Origin of the sequence: Pantoea sp. SOD02 (genome assembly GCF_024707505.1) — a bacterium.
GTDB lineage: Bacteria > Pseudomonadota > Gammaproteobacteria > Enterobacterales > Enterobacteriaceae > Pantoea > Pantoea symbiotica.
Genome location: NZ_CP102604.1, coordinates 1,362,177 through 1,382,211, shown reverse-complemented (window position 1 = coordinate 1,382,211; position 20,035 = coordinate 1,362,177). Strand labels below are relative to the sequence as shown.

At 58.9% G+C, this 20,035-nt stretch carries 18 protein-coding genes; 6 read left to right on the top strand and 12 right to left on the bottom strand.

What is annotated here, in order from left to right:
• The first annotated feature begins 8 nt into the window (after nucleotides 1-8).
• Nucleotides 9-1,694, top strand: a complete 1,686-nt coding sequence (hutU, locus tag NR302_RS06395) for a urocanate hydratase (protein ID WP_258145164.1) — start codon at nucleotides 9-11, stop codon at nucleotides 1,692-1,694.
• Nucleotides 1,695-1,883: 189 nt separating this feature from the next.
• Nucleotides 1,884-3,041, top strand: coding sequence for a M20 aminoacylase family protein (locus tag NR302_RS06390; protein ID WP_258144816.1), 1,158 nt, complete (start codon nucleotides 1,884-1,886; stop codon nucleotides 3,039-3,041).
• 56 nt (nucleotides 3,042-3,097) lie between these two features.
• Here NR302_RS06390 and ybiB read toward each other — a convergent pair whose 3' ends face one another.
• From ybiB to NR302_RS06375, 3 genes are read right to left on the bottom strand one after another with little or no spacing between them, the layout of a single operon-like run.
• Complete coding sequence (ybiB, locus tag NR302_RS06385) at nucleotides 3,098-4,066, bottom strand: DNA-binding protein YbiB (RefSeq protein ID WP_258144815.1); 969 nt, start codon at nucleotides 4,064-4,066, stop codon at nucleotides 3,098-3,100.
• Between the two features lie 45 nt (nucleotides 4,067-4,111).
• Nucleotides 4,112-6,256 (bottom strand): ATP-dependent DNA helicase DinG, encoded by a 2,145-nt coding sequence (gene dinG, locus NR302_RS06380; protein ID WP_256696008.1) that lies wholly within the window; start codon nucleotides 6,254-6,256, stop codon nucleotides 4,112-4,114.
• A 54-nt stretch (nucleotides 6,257-6,310) separates the two neighbouring features.
• The gene (locus NR302_RS06375) at nucleotides 6,311-7,207 is read right to left on the bottom strand and encodes a LysR family transcriptional regulator (protein WP_258144814.1); all 897 of its coding nucleotides are present in this window, start codon (nucleotides 7,205-7,207) and stop codon (nucleotides 6,311-6,313) included.
• Between the two features lie 124 nt (nucleotides 7,208-7,331).
• Between NR302_RS06375 and speB the strand changes: the two genes are divergently transcribed.
• Together speB and NR302_RS06365 are read left to right on the top strand one after the other, a co-directional pair.
• A complete protein-coding gene (speB, locus tag NR302_RS06370; protein ID WP_061717265.1) occupies nucleotides 7,332-8,288 on the top strand; it encodes an agmatinase in 957 nt (318 codons plus the stop codon).
• Nucleotides 8,288-9,373, top strand: coding sequence for an iron-containing alcohol dehydrogenase family protein (locus NR302_RS06365; RefSeq protein WP_258144813.1), 1,086 nt, complete (start codon nucleotides 8,288-8,290; stop codon nucleotides 9,371-9,373). Before speB ends, NR302_RS06365 begins: the two co-directional genes overlap by 1 nt.
• 463 nt (nucleotides 9,374-9,836) lie before the next feature.
• On the opposite strand, the gene NR302_RS06360 is transcribed toward NR302_RS06365, so the two are convergent.
• The 7 genes from NR302_RS06360 to argH are packed head-to-tail and all read right to left on the bottom strand — an operon-like array spanning nucleotide 9,837 to nucleotide 16,851.
• Complete coding sequence (locus NR302_RS06360) at nucleotides 9,837-11,198, bottom strand: MmgE/PrpD family protein (RefSeq protein WP_258144812.1); 1,362 nt, start codon at nucleotides 11,196-11,198, stop codon at nucleotides 9,837-9,839.
• Nucleotides 11,182-12,069: a polysaccharide deacetylase gene (locus NR302_RS06355; RefSeq protein ID WP_258144811.1), complete on the bottom strand. Its 888-nt coding sequence runs from the start codon at nucleotides 12,067-12,069 to the stop codon at nucleotides 11,182-11,184. Before NR302_RS06355 ends, NR302_RS06360 begins: the two co-directional genes overlap by 17 nt.
• Entirely contained in the window at nucleotides 12,062-12,907 is an 846-nt protein-coding gene (locus NR302_RS06350; RefSeq protein WP_154181425.1) for a polysaccharide deacetylase, read from the bottom strand. Before NR302_RS06350 ends, NR302_RS06355 begins: the two co-directional genes overlap by 8 nt.
• Before the next feature lie 11 nt (nucleotides 12,908-12,918).
• Nucleotides 12,919-13,740, bottom strand: coding sequence for an ABC transporter substrate-binding protein (locus NR302_RS06345; protein WP_008102602.1), 822 nt, complete (start codon nucleotides 13,738-13,740; stop codon nucleotides 12,919-12,921).
• A gap of 16 nt (nucleotides 13,741-13,756) precedes the next feature.
• Nucleotides 13,757-14,521 carry an amino acid ABC transporter ATP-binding protein gene (locus tag NR302_RS06340; RefSeq protein WP_008102604.1) on the bottom strand — a complete coding sequence of 255 codons (765 nt, stop codon included), beginning with the start codon at nucleotides 14,519-14,521 and terminating at the stop codon, nucleotides 13,757-13,759.
• Nucleotides 14,522-14,534: 13 nt separating this feature from the next.
• A complete protein-coding gene (locus tag NR302_RS06335) occupies nucleotides 14,535-15,413 on the bottom strand; it encodes an amino acid ABC transporter permease (protein ID WP_008102605.1) in 879 nt (292 codons plus the stop codon).
• A gap of 10 nt (nucleotides 15,414-15,423) precedes the next feature.
• Nucleotides 15,424-16,851: an argininosuccinate lyase gene (argH, locus tag NR302_RS06330; protein WP_258144810.1), complete on the bottom strand. Its 1,428-nt coding sequence runs from the start codon at nucleotides 16,849-16,851 to the stop codon at nucleotides 15,424-15,426.
• Between the two features lie 157 nt (nucleotides 16,852-17,008).
• On the opposite strand from argH, the gene NR302_RS06325 reads away from it, so the two are divergent.
• Nucleotides 17,009-17,980, top strand: coding sequence for a LysR family transcriptional regulator (locus NR302_RS06325; protein WP_154153209.1), 972 nt, complete (start codon nucleotides 17,009-17,011; stop codon nucleotides 17,978-17,980).
• A 73-nt stretch (nucleotides 17,981-18,053) separates the two neighbouring features.
• Here NR302_RS06325 and NR302_RS06320 read toward each other — a convergent pair whose 3' ends face one another.
• Nucleotides 18,054-18,572, bottom strand: a complete 519-nt coding sequence (locus NR302_RS06320; RefSeq protein WP_258144809.1) for a GNAT family N-acetyltransferase — start codon at nucleotides 18,570-18,572, stop codon at nucleotides 18,054-18,056.
• Nucleotides 18,569-19,132 (bottom strand): helix-turn-helix domain-containing protein, encoded by a 564-nt coding sequence (locus tag NR302_RS06315; RefSeq protein WP_258144808.1) that lies wholly within the window; start codon nucleotides 19,130-19,132, stop codon nucleotides 18,569-18,571. Before NR302_RS06315 ends, NR302_RS06320 begins: the two co-directional genes overlap by 4 nt.
• A gap of 151 nt (nucleotides 19,133-19,283) precedes the next feature.
• Between NR302_RS06315 and NR302_RS06310 the strand changes: the two genes are divergently transcribed.
• Entirely contained in the window at nucleotides 19,284-20,018 is a 735-nt protein-coding gene (locus NR302_RS06310; RefSeq protein ID WP_008102616.1) for a MerR family transcriptional regulator, read from the top strand.
• The last annotated feature ends 17 nt before the right edge of the window (nucleotides 20,019-20,035 follow it).

Below are 20,035 nucleotides of genomic sequence, written 5' to 3'. Positions count from 1 at the left end.
AATCGATGATGAGCGAAACTTTGACTCAGGCTGTAGCCCGTGAAATCCGTGCGCCGCGCGGTAATGAATTACACTGCGCCAACTGGTTGATTGAAGCGGCTTACCGCATGATCCAGAACAACCTCGATCCTGACGTGGCGGAACGCCCGGAGGATTTGGTGGTGTACGGCGGCATCGGTAAAGCCGCACGTAACTGGGAGTGCTTCGAGCAAATTCTGCGTTCATTGCGCGCGTTGCAGCCGGAAGAGACGCTGTTGATCCAGTCCGGCAAGCCGGTGGGTGTGTTCCGCACTCATGCCGATGCACCGCGCGTGCTGCTGGCTAACTCGAATCTGGTGCCACATTGGGCCAACTGGGATCACTTCCACGAGCTGGATCAAAAGGGCCTGATGATGTACGGCCAGATGACCGCCGGTTCATGGATCTACATCGGTGCGCAGGGCATCGTACAAGGCACTTTTGAAACCTTCGCCGAAGCCGGTCGTCAGCATTACGACAGCAACCTCAGCGGCCGCTGGATCCTCACCGCCGGTTTAGGCGGCATGGGCGGCGCACAACCGCTGGCTGGCGTGTTGGCCGGTGCCAGCGTGCTGGCGATTGAGTGCCAGGAATCACGCATCGATTTCCGTATCCGTACTCGCTACGTTGACCACAAAGCCTACACGCTGGACGAAGCGCTGGCGCTGATTGACCAGGCAAACAAAGAGAAGCGCGCCATTTCTGTTGGCTTGCTGGGTAACGCCGCTGAAATCATGCCGGAGCTGGTGAAACGCGCCAAAGCGGGCGGCATGAAACCGGACATCGTCACCGATCAAACTTCGGCGCACGATCCGATTAACGGTTATCTGCCGGTCGGTTGGGATGTGGCGCGCTGGGAAGCAGAGCGTGTCAGCAACCCGAAAGCGGTGGAGAAAGCCGCGCGCGCCTCAATGGCGGTGCATGTGCAGGCGATGCTGGACTTCCATCACATGGGCGTGCCGACCGTGGATTACGGCAACAACATCCGTCAGGTGGCGCTGGATGAAGGCGTGAAAAATGCCTTTGATTTCCCTGGCTTTGTGCCGGCCTATATTCGTCCGCTGTTCTGCGAAGGCAAAGGCCCGTTCCGCTGGGTGGCGCTTTCAGGCGATCCGGAAGATATCTACAAAACCGATGCCAAGCTGAAAGAGCTGTTCCCGGATCACCAGAATCTGCACCGCTGGCTCGACATGGCGCAGGAGCGCATCGCCTTCCAGGGCTTACCGGCGCGTATCTGCTGGCTGGGTCTCGGCGAGCGTCACAAAGCGGCGCTGGCGTTCAACGAGATGGTGCGTAACGGCGAGCTAAAAGCGCCGATCGTCATTGGTCGCGATCATCTGGATTGCGGTTCCGTGGCGTCACCGAACCGTGAAACCGAAGCGATGAAGGATGGCTCGGATGCGGTATCGGATTGGCCGCTGCTGAATGCCCTGCTGAACACCGCCGGCGGCGCGACCTGGGTGAGTCTGCATCATGGCGGCGGCGTCGGTATGGGCTTCTCGCAGCACTCCGGCGTAGTGATCGTGTGTGACGGTACTAAAGAAGCCGATGCGCGCCTGGGCCGCGTGTTGTGGAACGATCCGGCCACCGGCGTAATGCGTCACGCGGATGCCGGTTACGAATTAGCGCAAAACTGCGCCCAGGAACACGGCTTAAACCTGCCGATGCAGAAATAACGTTCACCTCGCGCAGTATCATCTTAGGGTCGCCATTCATGGCGACCTCTTTTATTAAAACCCGCATATTCCATTCCGCTATACCCTATAGCCAAATTATTCCGTTCCGCGATAGACGCCGCCATGCGCTTGCCACTACAGTAAATGCATTATTTCGCAGCGAATGCTGCTAATGGAGAGCCTTACTTTATGAGCCTGCCTGCAGCACTGCTGGAAAACGCCCTCGACTGGCGTCGTCAGTTACACCAACATCCTGAACTGGGTTACCAGGAGCAGCAGACCAGCGAGCTCGTCGCGAAGGTACTCACCGATGCCGGATTACAGGTGTTTCGTGGCTTAGCCGGCACCGGCGTGATCGGCACCTTAGAGAACGGTCCCGGACCGGTTATTGGCCTGCGCGCGGATATGGATGCGTTACCGATCACCGAAAAAGGCGCACCGCAGTGGAAGTCGCAAAAAGCCGGCGTCATGCACGCCTGCGGCCATGATGGTCACACTTCTATTCTGCTGGCTGCGGCCTGTCAGCTGGCGGCCACGCGCAACTTCAGCGGCACCATTCACTTCATCTTCCAGCCCGCCGAGGAGAATCTGGGTGGCGCGCGCAAGATGGTAGAAGAAGGTCTGTTCCAGCGCTTCCCGATGGATGCGGTGTACGCCATGCACAACTGGCCGGGCATGCCGGTGGGCACGCTGGCGGTGAACCCGGATGCGATGATGGCGTCACTCGACTCGTTCGAAATTACGCTGCACGGTAAAAGCTGCCATGCGGCGATGCCGGAAAGCGGTGCCGATCCAATGGTGGTCGCTGCCGAGCTGATTCTGGCGCTGCAAACCATTCCGTCGCGTCGTCTGTCGCCGCTGGCTTCGGCGGTGGTGAGCGTGACGCAGATTCACGGCGGTGAAGCGATTAACGTTATTCCTGAGCAGATTGTGTTGCGCGGCACGGTGCGATGTTTGCAGACCGACGTGCGCAATCGCGTGCGCGGTCTGATTGAGGATTTTGTCACTACGTTGCCGCGCCCGTTTGGCGTCAGCGGCGAGATTCACTGGTATCCCGGTTATCCGGTCACCGCCAACCATGCAGAGCAAGCTGAACAGGTGCGTGCGGTGGCGGTTGATGTGCTCGGCGAGTCGCAGGTGCACTGGCAGGTGAACCCTTCAATGGCTTCGGAAGATTTTGCCTGCATGATGGAAGCCTGTCCCGGCGCCTATTTCTGGCTCGGTGCCGATGGCGCAACGCCGTCCGCCCCGCTGCATAACGCCCATTACGACTTTAATGATGAGCTGCTGCCGATCGGTATTACCTTCTGGCAGCGGTTGGTGGAGAGCGTGTTAGCGAAAACGTGATGGCGGTCGCCATGAATGGCGACCCTACGAAAACCTTGCGATGCGCCTGGCAGAACTCAGATTCCCGCCTGTTTTAACCGCCCTTCCGCGTCCGCCATGCTGGCAGATTCCCCGGTCGCCACCAAACAACACGCCAGCTGCAAACGCAGCGCCTGCGGCACCGCGCGCTCCCCGGCTAACACCTGATTGATCCACACAGCGGTATCCTGCGCGCTTTTGCTTTCCGGCAGTTCCACACTCACTTCCGGCTGGCGTTCAACCCACACTTCCGCTTCTGCACCCACACCGCGAATATAGTTAATCGCCGGGCAGCGCTGCGGATTGGCATACACCTCGCCTTCGGTGCCGTTGAGCAGAATCGCCGGTGCATCGATATCCTGGAAGAATTTCCCCACGCGCGGCACATATTCCGGATGCGAGACGCTGGCCAGGCGCAGCGCGGCGCGTTCGGCAAACGGCGTCGCCAGTTTCGCCAGCGTATGCGCACTGTTACGCACGCCCATGCGCCAGCGCAGCGACAACTGTTGCGCCATCGGCGCGCACAGATGATCAATGGTGATAAATGCCAGCTCGCCGTTATCCAGCTTCGCCTGCGCCTGTGCGGCGGAGGTTATGGGCGCGATGTCCAGCGCCGCCAGCACCGCTTCGGTGGTGATGCGGGTGGGATCGTCGCTAACGCCATGCAGCAGCACCGGGAAGCCGAGTTTCACCAGCAACAGTGCCAGCAGCGGCGTCAGATTGCCCTGACGACGCGCACCATTGTAGCTGGGAATAACAATCGGCATCGGACGATGAGCCGGTGCCTGCAACCGCATCATCTGCTGCTGCATCGCGTGGTAAAAACCGCGCATCTCCTCTTCGCCTTCACCCTTGAGGCGCAGCGCAATCAGCACGCCACCCAATTCCAGCTCCGGCACTTCACCGGCCAGCATCGCGCTGTAAAGCGCCTGCGCGGTGTCGAAATCGATATCGCGCGCGTGATTTTTACCGCGCCCAATCTCTTTAATGATTTTATTCAGTTCCATCAGGCATTCCCGCTTCCAGGGCGCGCCGCCATGCGGCTGCCAAAGTTAGATTTTCTTACTGCGACTTTTTTTCGGCTTGTCACTGCTGGCTTCCGGCATCGGCGGTTGCTCAATCGGGAACACCGGTAACGCGGCCAGCAGTCGGCTGCCATAAGCTTTGTTGAGCAGGCGGCGATCGTAAATCACGATTTCGCCAAAGCAGCTGTGGCTGCGAATCAAACGTCCTACCTGTTGAATCAAGGTAAAGGAGGCGCTCGGCAAGCTCTGCACCTCGAACGGATAACGTTTCAGGCTCTTCAGCCATTCGCCCTCGGTCAAAATTACCGGACTGTCTACCGGCGGAAAAGCGATTTTATGGATATGCACCTGCGACAGCAGATCGCCTTTCAGATCCAGCCCTTCGGCGAACGATTGCAGGCCAACTAAAATGCTGGTTTTACCGGCTTCGACGCGTTCCCGGTGCAGCGCCACGAGGCGCGAACGTGGCTGGTCACCTTGCACCAGCATTGATAAACGCAGCTCCGGAATGTGCGCGACAAACTGCTGCATCGCGCGGCCGCTGGCAAACAGCACCAGCACACCTTTGTGCTTCTCTTCGGCGATCTGCTGGCGGAAGAAGCGCGCCATCTCCGCGATGTGCTCCGCTTCCTGCGCCATCTGCGGCTCAAACTGCATCTGCGGAATCACCAGTTTGCCCTGATCGATATGGTTAAACGGTGAATCCAGCGCCACAAAGCGGTCGCCAGCCTTCTCGCTCAGGCCGGACATCTCCTGCAAACGGTTAAAGCTGTTGAGCGATCGCAAAGTGGCCGAGGTCACCACCACATGCGGGATTTTGCGCCACAGGATTTTTTCCAGCTGATCGCTCACGCGGATACCCGCACAGTGGAACAGCAGATGCGCTTGGCCTTCACGGATCTCGCGCGTAATCCACTTCGACACCGGCGCATTCGAGGCTTTCTCCATCGCTGCCAGCCGCCACAATTTACTGATTGATTCGAACCAGCCGAAGTGGCGATTAAGCTGAATAATCGCTTTATGCAGCCGCATGATGTCAGCTTTACCGGTTTGATCGCCCAACTCATTGAGCAGGCCTTCGCTCAGGCCACGCAGCGCATCGCTCAGTTTGAACAGCCGCGCGCACAGGCTCAGCAGCTCTTCCGGCAATTCACCCAGCACAAAGCGGAACTCGCCCGGCTGATTATGCCCCGGCAGCAGCGGATTGAGCGCATCGCAGAGAATCTGCAGCAGCTCGCGCATTTCATCGCAGTGGCCTTTCAGGCGTTCCGGATTGGTGAGCGGCGGCGGCGATTTCGGGCGGAACTGCGCCATGATGGTTTCCACCAGCCGCACAAACAGATCGAGTTGTAAGCTGCTCCAGCCAGGCGTGATCTCTGCGCTCATCTCCAGCGCATCGCGCGCCACTTCCGGCAGATGATGGCCTTCGTCCAGCACCAGCATCAGGTTTTTCGCCGGTGGCAGCACCGATTCATTCTCCATCGCCGCCATCACCAGCGCATGGTTGGCGACCACCACATCCGCCTGCTCAATTTCTCGACGCGCGACAAAGAACGGGCATTCGCGATACCAACGGCAGTGATGCCCGAGGCAGTTAGCTTTATCGGTGGAGAGGCGTTGCCACAAGCTGTCGTCAATGTTGACATCGGTGTGATCGCGCAAGCCATCCCAGCGGTAGCTGCTGAGCTGCTTCTCCAGTTTGGCGCAGAATTTCTGCTCCTCTTTCGAGCCGGTGACCGCCTCTTCATCAAGATAGAGCAGCAAATCGCCCTGCTGATCTTCGGTCGCCGCCAGCGCCGCAAGGTTGCGCGGACAGACATAACGTCCACGGCCAAAGGCGGCGGTAAAAGTAAGATCGGGGATGATTTTCTTCAGCAGCGGCAGATCCTTGGTGAAGATCTGATCCTGCAACGCCACGTTGGCGGTGCTGATCACCAACCGCTTCTCCTCGGCGCGGCTCACCGCAATGCCGGGAATCAAATAAGAGAGGGTTTTGCCGACGCCGGTTGGCGCTTCAATCGCCAGATGACGCCCTTCGTCACCGGCCAGACTTTTCGCCACTTCGGCAATCATCTGGCGCTGCGGCGCGCGCGGGATAAAGTCAGGAACCTGCTGCTGCAGCGCCTTATACCATTGCGCAATCTGGCTTTTTATCGCTGCTGTCAGGGCCATTTTCGTTACTGTTTGCTGAATTGGCCTGTATTTTTACACAGTATTGGCGCAGCGTCAGCTTTCGCTGCTATTTTTTCGCGCTGGATTCAGAATTTCACGCATCGCACGGATCAAGGTTTCCCGCGCGCGCCCACGGCGGAACGCAAAAGAGAAAGGCGCGCGGAAGTGGAAATGGTGCGGCAGCAGGCGGCGCAGCGCGCCCTGCTGTTCCCAGCTGCGCGCATAGTGTTCGGGTAAATAGCCGATGAAGCGGCCTGAGAGAATCAGCGTCAGCTGCGCTTCGATGCTCTCCACCGACGCATTGCTCTGGCGGAAGCCACGCTTGTTAAGCTCCTGCTGATTCCAGTAACGCCGCGTCACCATGCCGGTTTGCTGCACGGTGCGCACATCCGGATGACCTTCAGCCAGCGGATGCGCCGGGCTGCAATAGAGCCAATGCTGCTCTTCATACAGTGGAATGGTCACCAAATTGCTGGCGCGCAGCGGGAAGTGACCAATCGCCAAATCGAGCCGATCCTCCAGCAACTGCTGCTGCAACTCATTGGGATCGCGTACGCTCAGATTGAAAAACACCGCTGGAAAGCGCTGATTAAAACGCGCAATCGCAGCGGGCAGATCCAGCGTGCTGTCTGTGACGGTGGCATCCACCACGCCGAGCGAAAAAGTGCCGCCCTGCGCGCTTTTCAAGGTTTCCACCTGCTCTTGCCAACCCACCAATGTCGCCAGCATCTCCTGGCTGTAGCGATAAAACTGCTCGCCTTTGCTGGTCAGGGTAAAGCCGCCGCGTCCGCGCTGACAGAGGATAAAACCGAGCTGAGTTTCCAGCTCGCTCATGTAGGCGCTGATGGCGGGCGTGGTCATGTTCAGCGCCTGCTGCGCGCGCGAATAGCCCTGATTTTCCACCACGCTGGCGAACACCTGCAGCAGTTTAAGGTTGGGAAGCGTCTGCACCGATTTTCCTTCAGTGATTGCTGACTAAAGTTAAGTAATCTCTGAAGTGATTATCTGCTGTCAAGGATTTTTCCGGCGCGCGGGCTGGGTAATGATGGGTTTCACCTGACTGAAGGAGTGCGTGATGACCGATTTTCCCCAGCCGCAAGGCGGCAACGAGATGCCCCGTTTTGCCGGACGCGGCACCATGATGCGTTTGCCCGCCGCTGACACACCGGCCAATTTGGATGTGGCGTTCGTCGGCATTCCGCTGGATATCGGCACCTCGCAGCGCAGCGGCACGCGCTATGGCCCGCGCGCCATTCGCGCCGATTCCGTGATGATCCGCCCGTACAACATGGCCACCGGCGCCGCGCCCTTTGATTCGCTGCGCGTCGGCGATCTCGGTGATGTGCCGATCAACACTTACAGCCTGCTGAAATCGGTTGATATCATCGAAAACTATTATACCGAGCTGAATAACTGGCCGATTATCCCGTTAACGTTGGGCGGCGATCACACGCTGACGCTGCCGATTTTGCGCGCGCTGGCGAAGAAGCATGGTCCGATGGGGCTGATTCACATTGATGCGCACACCGATACCAACGACGAGATGTTTGGCGAGAAGATCGCGCATGGCACCACGTTCCGCCGCGCGGTGGAAGAAGGCCTGCTCGACTGTCAGCGCGTGGTGCAGATTGGGCAACGTGCGCAAGGTTACGCTGCCGACGATTTTCAGTGGGGCGTCGATCAGGGCTTCCATCTGGTGCCCGCCGAGCAGTGCTGGTATCGCTCTATGACGCCGCTGATGGCCGAGGTGCGCGCGCGTATCGGCAACGGCCCGGTGTATCTCTCTTACGATATCGACAGCTTCGATCCCGCATGGGCGCCCGGCACCGGTACGCCGGAAGTGGGCGGTTTAACCTCAATGCAAGGGCTGGAGATCGTGCGCGGCTGCCGTGGACTCAATCTGGTGGGCGGCGATCTGGTGGAAGTCTCGCCGCCGTATGACATCAGCGGCATGACCTCGCAGCTGGCGGCCAATATCCTTTATGAGATGCTGTGCGTGTTGCCCGGCGTCCGTTACACAGAGAATAAGTGATGACACAACAGAATCTGGTGTTCCCGGCGCGCGTGCTGCGCGGTGCGGGCGTGATCAATCAATTAGGCGCGATCTGCGCCGGGCTGGGCCAGCGTGCGCTGCTGATTGGCGGCCATCAGGCGTTGCAGGCGGTTGAAGCGCAGGTTCGCGCGCAACTGCTGGCGGCCAATATCACGCTGCTGGCGCAAGAGTGGTTTGGCGGCGAAACCTCCATCAATCACATCGATCGTTTAGCGGCGCTGGCAGTTGAACTGCACGCCGAGGTGCTGATTGGCGTCGGCGGTGGTAAATCGCTGGATACGGTGAAAGCGGTTGGCGCACAGCTCGGCTTGCCGGTGGTGACGCTGCCAACCATCGCCGCCACCTGTTCTGCGGTAACGCCGCTGAGTATTCGTTATGACGACAACGGCAATTTCTTCGATATCTTCCCACTGCCGCAGGCACCAGCAGCAGTAATTATCGACAGCGAGCTGCTGGCAAAAGCGCCCGCCCGCTGGCTGGCCGCCGGGCTGGGCGATACGCTGGCGAAGTGGTACGAATTCCGTGCGGTCAGCGCACGCCATCCGGCACGCGACGGCAATGCGCTCTCGTCACTGGCGCACAGCCAGATTTGTTATGACGTGATTGCCGAACACGGCCCGGCGGCCTACGCCGCAGTGCTGCGCGGTGAGAGCAGCGCGTCGCTCGATCAAGTGCTGGATGCGATTTTCACCTGGGCAGGATTAACCTCGCTGATGAGCAACGGCGCACACGCGGCAGCTTCGCACGCGATTTATGAAGGTTTTACCTTCTGCGATAAAACCCGCGAGTTTGGTCATGGCTTGCTGGTCGGCTTCGGCAACCTCTGTTTGCTGGCGCTGGAGAACCGCGCCGATGAAGAAGTGCTGGATGAGATGCGCCTAGCGCGCGACTGCGGCGTGCCGCTGACGCTGAGCGAGATTGCCGAGCTGGATGAGCATGAGCTGGCGCTGATTGTGCGTGAATCGGTGCATGCGCCGGATATGGAGAACATGGCCGAAGCGGTGACCGAGGCGCGCTTGCTGGCGGCGATGGCGAGGATTGAGGGTTTGGCGGGCAGGGTTTAATAGCGGTCGCCATTAATGGCGACCCTACGCTGAAATGTGCGGATTTTGTAGGGTCGGCATTCATGCCGACCTGACTGAGCGTGAGCTGGCGGCGATGGCGCGGATTGAGAGGTTGGCGGGCAGGATTTAAAGCGGTCGCCATTAATAGCGACCCTACGGCGAAATGCGTGGATTTTGTAGGGTCGGCATTCATGCCGACCTGACTGAGCGTGAGCTGGCGGCGATGGCGCGGATTGAGAGGTTGGCGGGCAGGATTTAAAGCGGTCGCCATTAATAGCGACCCTACGGCGAAATGCGTGGATTTTGTAGGGTCGGCATTCATGCCGACCTGACTGAGCGTGAGCTGGCGGCGATGGCGCGGATTGAGAGGTTGGCGGGCAGGATTTAAAGCGGTCGCCATTAATAGCGACCCTACGGCGAAATGCGTGGATTTTGTAGGGTCGGCATTCATGCCGACCTGGTTTTACCTCAGCGCCAACAACCCCACCACTTCCCTTACATCCGCCACTTCATCCAGCTCCAGACACACCGCCTCGAGCCGTTCGACTTGCTCCAGCGGCAACACGCGCGCGGCCAAACTGCGGTACTTCGCCAACAGCGCATCCAGCGTGAGCGGATTGGTCGGCGCGCCTGACGGCACCGGCACATGCTGCTGCCACTGCGCGCCCTGCACGGTTTCCAGCCGCACCCACGGTTCATCGTCGCGGCTCTGCTGCGCATCGATCACCAGCTCAATACGCGCCAGCAACGCTTCCACATCAGGATGCAGCCGTTTGGCGTCGTCATAACTCGCCAACTCCGCCGAGCCGTAAAGCGCACGCGCCGCCAGCGCATACGGCAGGCTCATCTGCGCCGCCGCCAGGCTGTGTAACTCACGTCCGCCACACATCTCCAGCAGGAACGGATTCACGCCCACCATGATGCGCGCGATCTGCTCTGCGCGCACATCATGCTGGTGTAGCAGGAGCCCCAGCGCATCAATCGCCGCGTGGGTGCCACGGCACGAGGCGTAAGGTTTGATCGAGCAGCGCGCCAGTTTCCACACGTCGCCGAGATCCGCCTTTAAGGCCTGCGGCTGCTGAGTATCTGCCGCTAAAGTTTGCAGGAAGCCGCCCCAGCGCGGTTCAAACACCGCCGAAGGGCCGCTGATACCGCGCTGTGCCAGCAATGCGGCTTGCACGCCACCTTCTGCGGCGCGCGCGGCATGCAGTTTTTTGGTATGCGAGCCGTCGTGAATAAAACCCCACAAACCGCCGCTGAAGCTGGCAGCAATGCCCAGCGCAGACGCACACTGCACGCGATCCAGCTGCAGCAGCGAACACACCGCCGCCGCCGCACCAAATACGCCGCAGCTGGCGGTAGAGTGCCAGCCTGCGCCGTTGTGCGCCGAGTACCCGCCGCAGGCTTCTAACACGCGGCGGCCGACGTCATAGCCGATCACCATCGCCACCAGCAGCGCTTGTCCGTCCACCGGCTGCGTCGCCAGTGGCAAGGCTGCCAGCAGCGCCGGAATGACTACCGCGCCGGAGTGATCGCAGCCGCCAGTGTCGTCGAGTTCATACATATGCGCCGCCACGCCGTTCAGCCACGCCGCCTGACGCGGATTGGCCTGCTGCGCGCTGCCCCAAATCTGCGCCTGCTCGCGTCCACCTTCGCCCTGCACCAGAGCCAGACATTCGCGCCAAATCGGGCTGTCGCAGCCCGCCAGCGAAGCACCGAGCGTATCAAGCAAATGACGTTTCGCCTGCTCCACCAGCGGCGCAGGCAGTTGTGCAAAACGCGTCTCGGCGATAAAGGCCGCCAGTTGATCAAGCGTGCTCGCCATGCGCACCTCCGATGATGCGAGTAAACACTTCCGCCGGATGGGAGACATCGTTATCCGGCTGCGTCTGCCAATGCGCCGCCGCCTGCTCAGCGGTGGCGATCCACACGTTGTGCTGTTGCAGCGTGTCGAGCAGCGCCCGCAGCAGGCCAATACGTCCGGCGGTGCCGATAATTTCCGGATGCAGGCGCAGCAAGTAGCACAGACCAAAGCGGTGGAAGCCGTGGAAATCCTGCGTCATATTCGCCAGCGTTTCCGCATAAGGTGCGATGCGCGATTGCCCTGGCGGAATCGCCGGGCTGAGGTTGAAGGCGAAATAAGGCTCATCTTCCAGCGTGTAGTGCATTGGCAGTTCCACCAGGCGCGTGCCGGGATGGAAGTACGGCAAATCGTCGCCGCGCCAGCTCGATGACCAGCGAATACCGCGTTCTATCAGCGCCTCGGCCAATCCCGGTTTCCACTGCCCGGCGGGCGTGCGGAAGCCGATAATTTTGCGCCCAGTAATTTGCACCAGTTTGTCGCAGCCGCGCGTCACGCTGGCAATTTGTTGCTCCAGCGTGAGTAACGAGAAATCTTCATGCATATCGCCGCTGCAGGCAATTTCATGGCCGTCGGCCACCATGCGCAGCACCAGTTCCGGCTGCTCTTCGGCAACAATCGCGGGCATACACCATGTGGCTTTAAGCTGTTTTTCCGCCAGCAGCGTTAGCAAGCGATCAACGCCGCGCAGCGTGCCGTAGCGCCACACCGACAGCGTTTTATCGCGCCCCGCCACCGCCGGTGCCTGGGTGAGAATGCCGTGAATGTCGTTGAAGTCGATGGTGAGGATCGCCGCCGACTGGAAGCCCAGCGGCCAGCGTGAAGGTTCAGTCATGCTGTTGCTCCTGCAAATACCACTGCGCCACCGCATCGCAGCGCGCGAACCACACGTCATCGCGCGCCGTCATATGTTCAAACAGCTGTTCGAGCAGCAAAATGCGTCCCGGCTGGCCGGAGATTTTCGGGTGGAACAACGTGGTGAGGCACAAGCCTTCATCCATCGCGCCATCGAACTCGCGCTGCCAGTTATCGCGCGTGTGCGCATAGCTGGCGATGCGGTCGCCGCCTTTGGGGAAATCGGGCTGGCGCGTGTAGGCCAGCGAGGCGTAATCGTCCATCTCCCATTTACCGGGGATCTCCACCAGCGGCGTATGGCCCGCCACCGGAATGCTGTAAGGACGATCGTCGCCGCGCATGCTGCTGGAATAAATCACGCCCGCATCGCGCAGGATTTGTGGCGTTTCGGCATGCCAGTCGCCCGACGGCGTGCGAAAACCGCAGGCGGTGATGCCGAGAATGTTGTGGAAAATTTCAGCGGATTTCGCCATTACCGCACGCTGTTCATCCGGTGATATCGCCCAGAAGGATTCGTGGCGATAGCCGTGATAGGCCACTTCGTGGCCCTGTTCGATAATCGCCTGACACTGCTGCGGCCACTGCTCCACCACCCACGCCGGTACAAAGAAGGTGGCAGGAATATTGAAGGCGCGCAGCAGGTCAAGCAGACGCCCGAGCGCGCGGTACGGCCCGTAAGCCCCAAAGGTAAAATACTCTGGCGTTGACCACAGGCTGCCATTCAGCATGGCATCGCCGGTGGGACCGTCGAGGTCAAACGCCAGCGCCATACAGCCGCGTTTACCCTGCGGCCAGCGCACTGCGCCCGGTTGTTGCATCTGCACGCTCCTTAGCCCTGGTTAACCGTAGCCTTCGCCACGCCGTTGTCTGCCAGGCCCCATTTGCCGAGGATTTTCTGGTAAGAGCCATCGGCAATCATCGCGTCGATCGCCGCCTGAATCGCCGTGGTCAGTTCGCCCGCATCTTTACCAATCGCCATGCCGGTGTACTGGAAGGAGAAGGCTTTATCCAGCGCCTTATATTTGCCCTTTTCCAGATCCATGATGTACGGCAGGGTTTCACTGCCCTGCACCACGCCATCCAGACGATTCTGGCGCAGCTGAGTACGCGCATCGGCGGTACCTTCGGCGCCTACCACGATGATCGCGGGCTTACCGGCCGCTTCACAGTGCGCTTTTGACCAGTTGGCAATTTCCAGTGGGAAGGTGGTGCGACGGCTGGTGCCGACTTTCTTGCCGCACAGATCCATCGCGCTGTTGATATCGCTGCGCGCGGATTGGGTATAGAACTGCGGGCCAGTTTTGAAGTAGTCGATAAAGTTAACCACCTGCTGGCGCTCTTTGGTGTCCGTCATGCCGGACATCACCAGATCAACACGCTTGGTCACCACCGCGTTCACCATCTGCTCGAAGGCGATCTCCTGCCAGTTGATCTTCACGCCGAGCTTTTCACCAATCGCCTGGCCGAGATCGTAATCCACGCCGGTCAGCTGGTTAGTGGCCGGATCTTTGAAATCCATTGGCGGATAGTTCGGCATGATCGCCACGGTCAGTCCTTTCTCTTTGATCGCAGCAGGTACGGCGATATCTGCCCAGGCAGAGGATTGCAGCAAAACGGCGGCACTGATGGCACTCAATAACAGCTTTTTCATATTCACCCCGGTAATGTTAAAGAAGAATCGCGTTAATAAAGTTTTTCATCCGTGGATTTTGCGGGTTCAGCAGAATGTCTTCCGGTGCGCCCTGCTCGATAATGCGTCCCTCGTCCATAAACACCACCTGATTGGCCACCTCACGGGCAAAGCCCATTTCGTGCGTGACCACCAGCATGGTGGTGCCCTCTTTTGCCAGCTGACGCATCACCGCCAGCACTTCGCCCACCATCTCCGGATCCAGCGCCGAGGTGGGTTCGTCAAACAGCATCAGTTTGGGTTTCATCGCCAGCGCGCGGGCAATCGCCACGCGCTGCTGCTGGCCGCCGGAGAGCGACTGCGGATAGTCGTGCGCTTTGTGCGCCAGACCGACGCGATCGAGCAGCGCCATCGCCTCTTCGCTGGCTTCGCGCCTTGGGCGCAGCAGCACGCGACACGGCCCTTCGATGATGTTCTCCAGCGCGGTTTTGTGTGGGAACAGGTTAAAGCGCTGGAACACCATTCCGGTTTGCAGGCGCTGACGCGCAATCTGCTTGTCGCTCAGCGCATGCAGTTTGTTACCGGCGATGCGATAGCCCGCCAGCTCGTTGTCGACCCAAATTCCGCCTTTATCGACCTTCTCCAGCTGATTAATGCAGCGCAAAAAGGTGCTTTTGCCGGAACCGGACGGACCGAGGATGCACATCACCTCGCCGTAGTTCACTTCGAGGCTGACATCCTTCAGGGCGTGGAACTGGTCGAAATATTTGTTCACCTTGACGGCGCGCACGATGTTTCTCATGTTGGGCTCCTGATTACTGACGCTGACGATGGCCGCGTGAGAAATAACGTTCCAGTCGGCTCTGTCCAAACGACAACACCGTGACCACAATCAAGTACCAAATACCTGCCACGAACAGCAGTTCCATTACGCGCGCGTTGGCGAAGTAGATGGTTTGCGTGTTGTAGAGCAGTTCGGAGTACTGAATCATGCTGGCGAGACTGGTGGTTTTGATCATGCTGATAAATTCGTTGCCGACCGGCGGCAGAATCACGCGCATCGCCTGCGGCAGAATGATGCGATGCAGCGCCTGCAGACGTGGCATGCCGATGGCTTTCGCCGCTTCGTACTGTCCGGTATCCACCGACAGCAAGCCCGCGCGCACCACTTCCGAGGTGTACGCGCCTTGATTGATGCTCAAACCGAGCAGCGCGGCGAGAAACGGCGTCATGATGGTGACGGTTTGCACGCTGAACACACCCGGAATGCTGATGGTGGGAAACACCAGCGCGAGGTTGAACCACAGCAGCAGCTGCAAAATCAGCGGCGTGCCGCGAAAAATCCACGCGTAGCCCACGGCGATGTAGTGCAGCACCGGATTGGGCGACATGTACATGATGGCGGTGATGACGCCAAACAGTACGCCCAGCCCCATCGCCAGCACCGACATGATCAGCGTGTTGACCACGCCGTTGAGGATCGCCTGAGCGGTAAAGAACTGGCCGACAAACGACCATTCGATATTGCCGTGGGCAAAGGCGTTCACCAGCAGCGCCAGCAGCACCAGAATCACCGCCGACGCGGTAATGCGGCCGTAATAACGGCGCGGCACCACCTGATAACGATCGAGATCGTAATGCGTCTGCTCGCGGCTATTGTTCAAACCCGGCTCAATCGGCGTTGATTGCGACATAGAGCTCTCCTCAGGCGCGTGGGCCAGCGTAATCTTCAGTCCAGCGCTGCTGGTCCTGCATCAGGGTTTGCAAGCGCGCCAGTTGCTCACGCACGCGTGCCGGTGCGGTACCGCCGTAGCCGCTGCGGGCCGCCAGCGCCGCTTCCAGCGTCAGGGCGCTGCGTACTTCCGGCGTTAAGCGGGCATCCACCGCGTGCAGCTGCGCATCGCTGAGATCCGACAGACCGCAGTTTTCGCGCTCGCACAGCTGCACCAGCTGGCCGGTGATCTCATGCGCTTCGCGGAACGGCACGCCGCGCATCGCAAGCCAGTCGGCCACTTCGGTCGCCAGCGTGAAGCCATCCGGCGCCTGCTCACGCATCACGTCGGTGTTGAATTTCAGCGTCGCCATCATGCCCGCCATCGCTGGCAGCACCAGCAGCAGCGTATCCACCGCATCAATCACGTTGCGTTTGTCGTCGCTGAGGTCGCGGTTATAGGAGAGCGGCATCGCTTTCATGGTGGTGAGCAGCGCCATCAGGTTGCCGACCAGGCGGCCAGAGCGACCGCGCGTCAGTTCGGCGATGTCCGGGTTTTTCTTCTGCGGCATGATGGAACTGCCGGTGGCGTAGCTGTCGTGCAGCTCGACCCAGCGGAACTGGCGGGATGCCCACATGCACACCTCTTCGCACAGGCGTGACAGGTTGATGCCGATCATGCTGGTGACGAACAGGAATTCAGCGGCGTAGTCGCGGCTGGCCACGGCATCGATGGAGTTTTCACACGGCGCGAGGTAGGCGAGATCGGCGGCGGCTTGCTCCGGCTGACGCGCAATGGCGGAACCGGCCATTGCCGCAGCACCGAGCGGACAGCGCGCGCTGCGGCGATCCCAATCCTGCATGCGTTCAATATCGCGGGCGAAGGATTGCGCGTGGGCCAGCAGCTGATGGCCGAACACAATCGGCTGCGCCTGCTGCAGATGTGTGAAACCGGGTGCGACGCTTTCGGTGTGCTGCGCCGCCTGCTCGACCAGCGCCTGCTGCAGTACCAGCAAGGCGCTGACCACTTTGCGGCCGTTGTCGCGCAGGTAAAGACGCAAGTCGTTAACGGTTTGATCGTTGCGTGAACGCCCGGCGCGCAGCTTGCCGCCCAGCGGGCCTAAACGCTCGGTCAGCGCGCGTTCGATAAAGGTGTGCACATCTTCGTCGGCGGCAATTGGATGCAGCTGACCGGCGCGATAATCGGCGTCTAAGGCGTCAATGGCGTCCAGCATGGTGCTGAGCTCTTCGGCGCTCAGCAGTTCGCCGCGCGCCAGTTCACGGGCATGCGCCCGGCAGCCCGCCAGATCGTAAGGTGCCAATGCAAAGTAATAATCCGGGCTACGAGACAGCGCGGTTAAACTCGCCGCCGGTGCCGCTTTGAAACGCGCGCCCCATAACAGTTCGGCATTATCAGACATGCTATTTCCCCTTACAGATAATCATCAGCGATATGAAAAAGATATGGGTGAGCCAGTTGAGATAATAAAAACTTATTTTATGGCTACACTGGTAAATAGGGCCTATTTCAGGTTCACTGTACTTTCACCGCAATTATTCCGGAGTTGAATAGCAAAAATGGAAAGTAAAGTTTCCCAGTCCGGAAACAATGCAAATAATCGCAGCGATAATGCGGTTCTGGCACTGAGTAATATCGATTTAAAATTACTGCGGGTATTTAAATGCGTGGTGGAAGCCGGCGGATTAACCGCTGCCAGTCACGAACTCAATATTGGTTTGGCGGCGATCAGTAAACAGGTTTCCGATCTGGAAATTCGTCTCGGCATGACATTGTGCAGCCGTGGACGCGAAGGTTTTGAGCTGACGCAATACGGCATCAACGTCTATCAGGCCACGCTGGAGCTGTTCGTCTCGCTGAATCTGTTTCGCGAGCGGCTGCACAACAGCCGCAATGAACTGCTGGGTGACATTGCCATTTGCGTGGTGGATAACACTATTTCGGATCCGCAATCACCGGTCACCGCCGCGGTGCAACAGCTGCACCAGAAAGCGCCAAAGGTACAAATTCGACTGCAAACCGCGCAATTAGATGATATTGAACGCGGCATCAGCGAAGGCCGTTTTCATTGTGGCATTGCACCGGTTTATGAAATGAAAAGTGATTTTGATTACTTCCCGCTTTATAAGGAATATTCAAAATTATATTGCTCCATGTCACATCCTTTATATTCCGGCTCGTGTGATAAAAACATCTCACTGGAAATATTACGTGAGCAGAAAATCATTAATCATTTATATGTGACGCCACGCGACGATCGTCGCATCATTCCGTTGCAGGACAGCGGTGCGCAGGCAGTTCAGGTTGAATCTGTCGCCATGTTGATTTTAACCGGCCATTTTATTGGTTATTTACCGGATCATTATGCCGCCGCGTTTATTGCGCGTGGTCAGCTGTGTGAGTTGGGCGATGATTCGATTCGCCGTGAAAACCCGTTTTGTTTGATGATGAAGAAGGGCCGCAAAATAAACCCGATTATCCGGCTGTTTATGCAGGCGCTGGGCGTGGCAGAGGGAGAGGCGGCGCACTGATTTGGTGCAGAGTTTTGTACAGGTCGCCATGAATGGCGACCCTACCGTAGGGGCGGCATTTATGCCGACCTGGTCAACGCAGCAGCTTAAACATCACCGTGGTCGCATCCAGCACACCTTCAGTTGACTCGGCATACATTGGAATCGACCCCGCAATCTGCCAATCCATCGACAAATACAAATCCGTCGCCACGTCGCCGCTGCGCGTGTCCAGCACCAGCAAGGTTTTGCCCTGCTCTGCCGCCAGTTGTTCGGCCTGCTGCATCAGGCGGCGCGCAATGCCCTGCCGTCTGGCGCGCGGATGCACCAGCAGCTTGCTGATCTCCGCACGATGGCGACCGTTCGGCATCGCGCTGAAACCTACCATCACCGTCGCCACAATCACGCCCTGCTGATACGCCACCAACAGCTGATTGTCGCCGCTCGCCAGGCTGTAAATTTTGTCCTGCCAGAAACGCTCAATGGCCGCGCGATCGCTGGCATCAATAAAGCCCACGCTGGCGCCGTCGGCGACGCAGCCCTGCAGCACATCACACAATGCCGCCAGCAGCGGCTGCGCCTGGGTGGCGCTGAGACGTTCGATGTCAATCATGGTTTGCATACCACCAAAATGTAGCGCGCGCCGCCTTCGGCATGGGCGGCAAACGCGGATTTGCCAGTGAGGTGGAAGCGCAGACAGTCACCCGCCTGCAGCGTCCAGTGTTGATCGTCCATGCTGATGGTCAGCTCGCCCGATTGCAGCCAGATGTGCTGCTCCAGTCCCTGAATTGGCGGCGCGTCGTAATCAATACGCGCACCGGGACGCAGCACGCCTTCCACCAGTTCCGCTTTAAAGTGGCTGGCGGGCGGTGATACGTTGCGGCGCTGGAAACCGCTGGCGTCGTCGCGCCACACCGGCTGTTGCTCCGTTTTCAGCAGCAGCGCGGCCTCCTCTTCCACCTCGCTGAGCAGGCGCGACATGGTCAATCCATAAGCCACGCAAAGCCGGTTAAGCAAAGCGGCTGTTGGGCTCGTTTCAGCGCGTTCAATGCGCGACAATGACGCCCGACTGATGCCGGTCGCCATCGCCAAATCATCTAATGACCAACCGCGCTGTACGCGTAATTCGGCCAGTCGTGCCGCCAGTCGATCGTCGGTATCCGAAGCAGACATCTTTACCTCTCATTTATGGGAAATAAATCTCATATGTGAGATAACACTACGAATCCTAAACAAGGTCAAGTTGTACAACTAAAAAATCGTTGTACAACCCAAGCGTGGGGGTTAAGGTGTTGTTATGCAGGTCAGTATTTTCGAGGAGTCTATGGCCTTATACAGTATCGGGGATGTGGCCGAACGCTGTGGAATCAACCCGGTAACGCTTCGCGCCTGGCAGCGACGTTACGGTCTGTTAAAACCCCAGCGCACCGAAGGTGGTCATCGGCAGTTTGATGATGAAGATGTTCAGCGTATCGAAGAGATAAAACGCTGGATAGAGAGCGGCGTGCCCGTCGGCAAAGTAAAAGCGTTGCTGGAAGGTGCTACCGTCAATGTGCATGACGGTTGGTCGGCGCTGCAGGAAGAGTTGATGAGCGTGCTGCGTCACGTTCGCCCAGCAAAACTGCGCGTCAAAATTGCCACCATTGGCCGGGAACATCCGGTAGATGCGCTGATCGATCACGTGTTCGTGCCGGTTCGTCAGCGTCTCGGTTTAGATCAAAATACTGCGCGCACCATGTGCAGCCTGCTAGATGGCGCGCTGATTGATTATGTGGCGTTTTGTCTGGCCGGTGGGCGTAAAAAAGCCGGTAAAGATGCGCTGATGATTGGCTGGGCGGTGGAAGATCGTACCCGCATCTGGCTGGAAGCCTGGCGTTTGTCGCAGCAAGGCTGGCGCATGGATGTGTTGGCGGAACCGCTGGACATGCCGCGCCCTGAGTTATTCCCCGGACAAAACCTGTTTATCTGGACCGGCAAAAAGCCGACGCGTCGCCAGGTCGAACAGTTTGAGCACTGGCAGGCACAAGGTTTTGCCATTCACCTGCACGATCCCGCGTAACTAAAAATCGCACACAC

Bases quoted from the DNA above. Each gene is read 5' to 3' on its own strand.
- hutU (WP_258145164.1), top strand. From the start codon at position 9: ATGAGCGAAACTTTGACTCAGGCTGTAGCCCGTGAAATCCGTGCGCCG.
- NR302_RS06390 (WP_258144816.1), top strand. From the start codon at position 1,884: ATGAGCCTGCCTGCAGCACTGCTGGAAAACGCCCTCGACTGGCGTCGT.
- ybiB (WP_258144815.1), bottom strand. From the start codon at position 4,066: ATGGAACTGAATAAAATCATTAAAGAGATTGGGCGCGGTAAAAATCAC.
- dinG (WP_256696008.1), bottom strand. From the start codon at position 6,256: ATGGCCCTGACAGCAGCGATAAAAAGCCAGATTGCGCAATGGTATAAG.
- speB (WP_061717265.1), top strand. From the start codon at position 7,332: ATGACCGATTTTCCCCAGCCGCAAGGCGGCAACGAGATGCCCCGTTTT.
- NR302_RS06365 (WP_258144813.1), top strand. From the start codon at position 8,288: ATGACACAACAGAATCTGGTGTTCCCGGCGCGCGTGCTGCGCGGTGCG.
- NR302_RS06360 (WP_258144812.1), bottom strand. From the start codon at position 11,198: ATGGCGAGCACGCTTGATCAACTGGCGGCCTTTATCGCCGAGACGCGT.
- NR302_RS06355 (WP_258144811.1), bottom strand. From the start codon at position 12,069: ATGACTGAACCTTCACGCTGGCCGCTGGGCTTCCAGTCGGCGGCGATC.
- NR302_RS06350 (WP_154181425.1), bottom strand. From the start codon at position 12,907: ATGCAACAACCGGGCGCAGTGCGCTGGCCGCAGGGTAAACGCGGCTGT.
- NR302_RS06345 (WP_008102602.1), bottom strand. From the start codon at position 13,740: ATGAAAAAGCTGTTATTGAGTGCCATCAGTGCCGCCGTTTTGCTGCAA.
- NR302_RS06340 (WP_008102604.1), bottom strand. From the start codon at position 14,521: ATGAGAAACATCGTGCGCGCCGTCAAGGTGAACAAATATTTCGACCAG.
- NR302_RS06335 (WP_008102605.1), bottom strand. From the start codon at position 15,413: ATGTCGCAATCAACGCCGATTGAGCCGGGTTTGAACAATAGCCGCGAG.
- argH (WP_258144810.1), bottom strand. From the start codon at position 16,851: ATGTCTGATAATGCCGAACTGTTATGGGGCGCGCGTTTCAAAGCGGCA.
- NR302_RS06325 (WP_154153209.1), top strand. From the start codon at position 17,009: ATGGAAAGTAAAGTTTCCCAGTCCGGAAACAATGCAAATAATCGCAGC.
- NR302_RS06320 (WP_258144809.1), bottom strand. From the start codon at position 18,572: ATGATTGACATCGAACGTCTCAGCGCCACCCAGGCGCAGCCGCTGCTG.
- NR302_RS06315 (WP_258144808.1), bottom strand. From the start codon at position 19,132: ATGTCTGCTTCGGATACCGACGATCGACTGGCGGCACGACTGGCCGAA.
- NR302_RS06310 (WP_008102616.1), top strand. From the start codon at position 19,284: ATGGCCTTATACAGTATCGGGGATGTGGCCGAACGCTGTGGAATCAAC.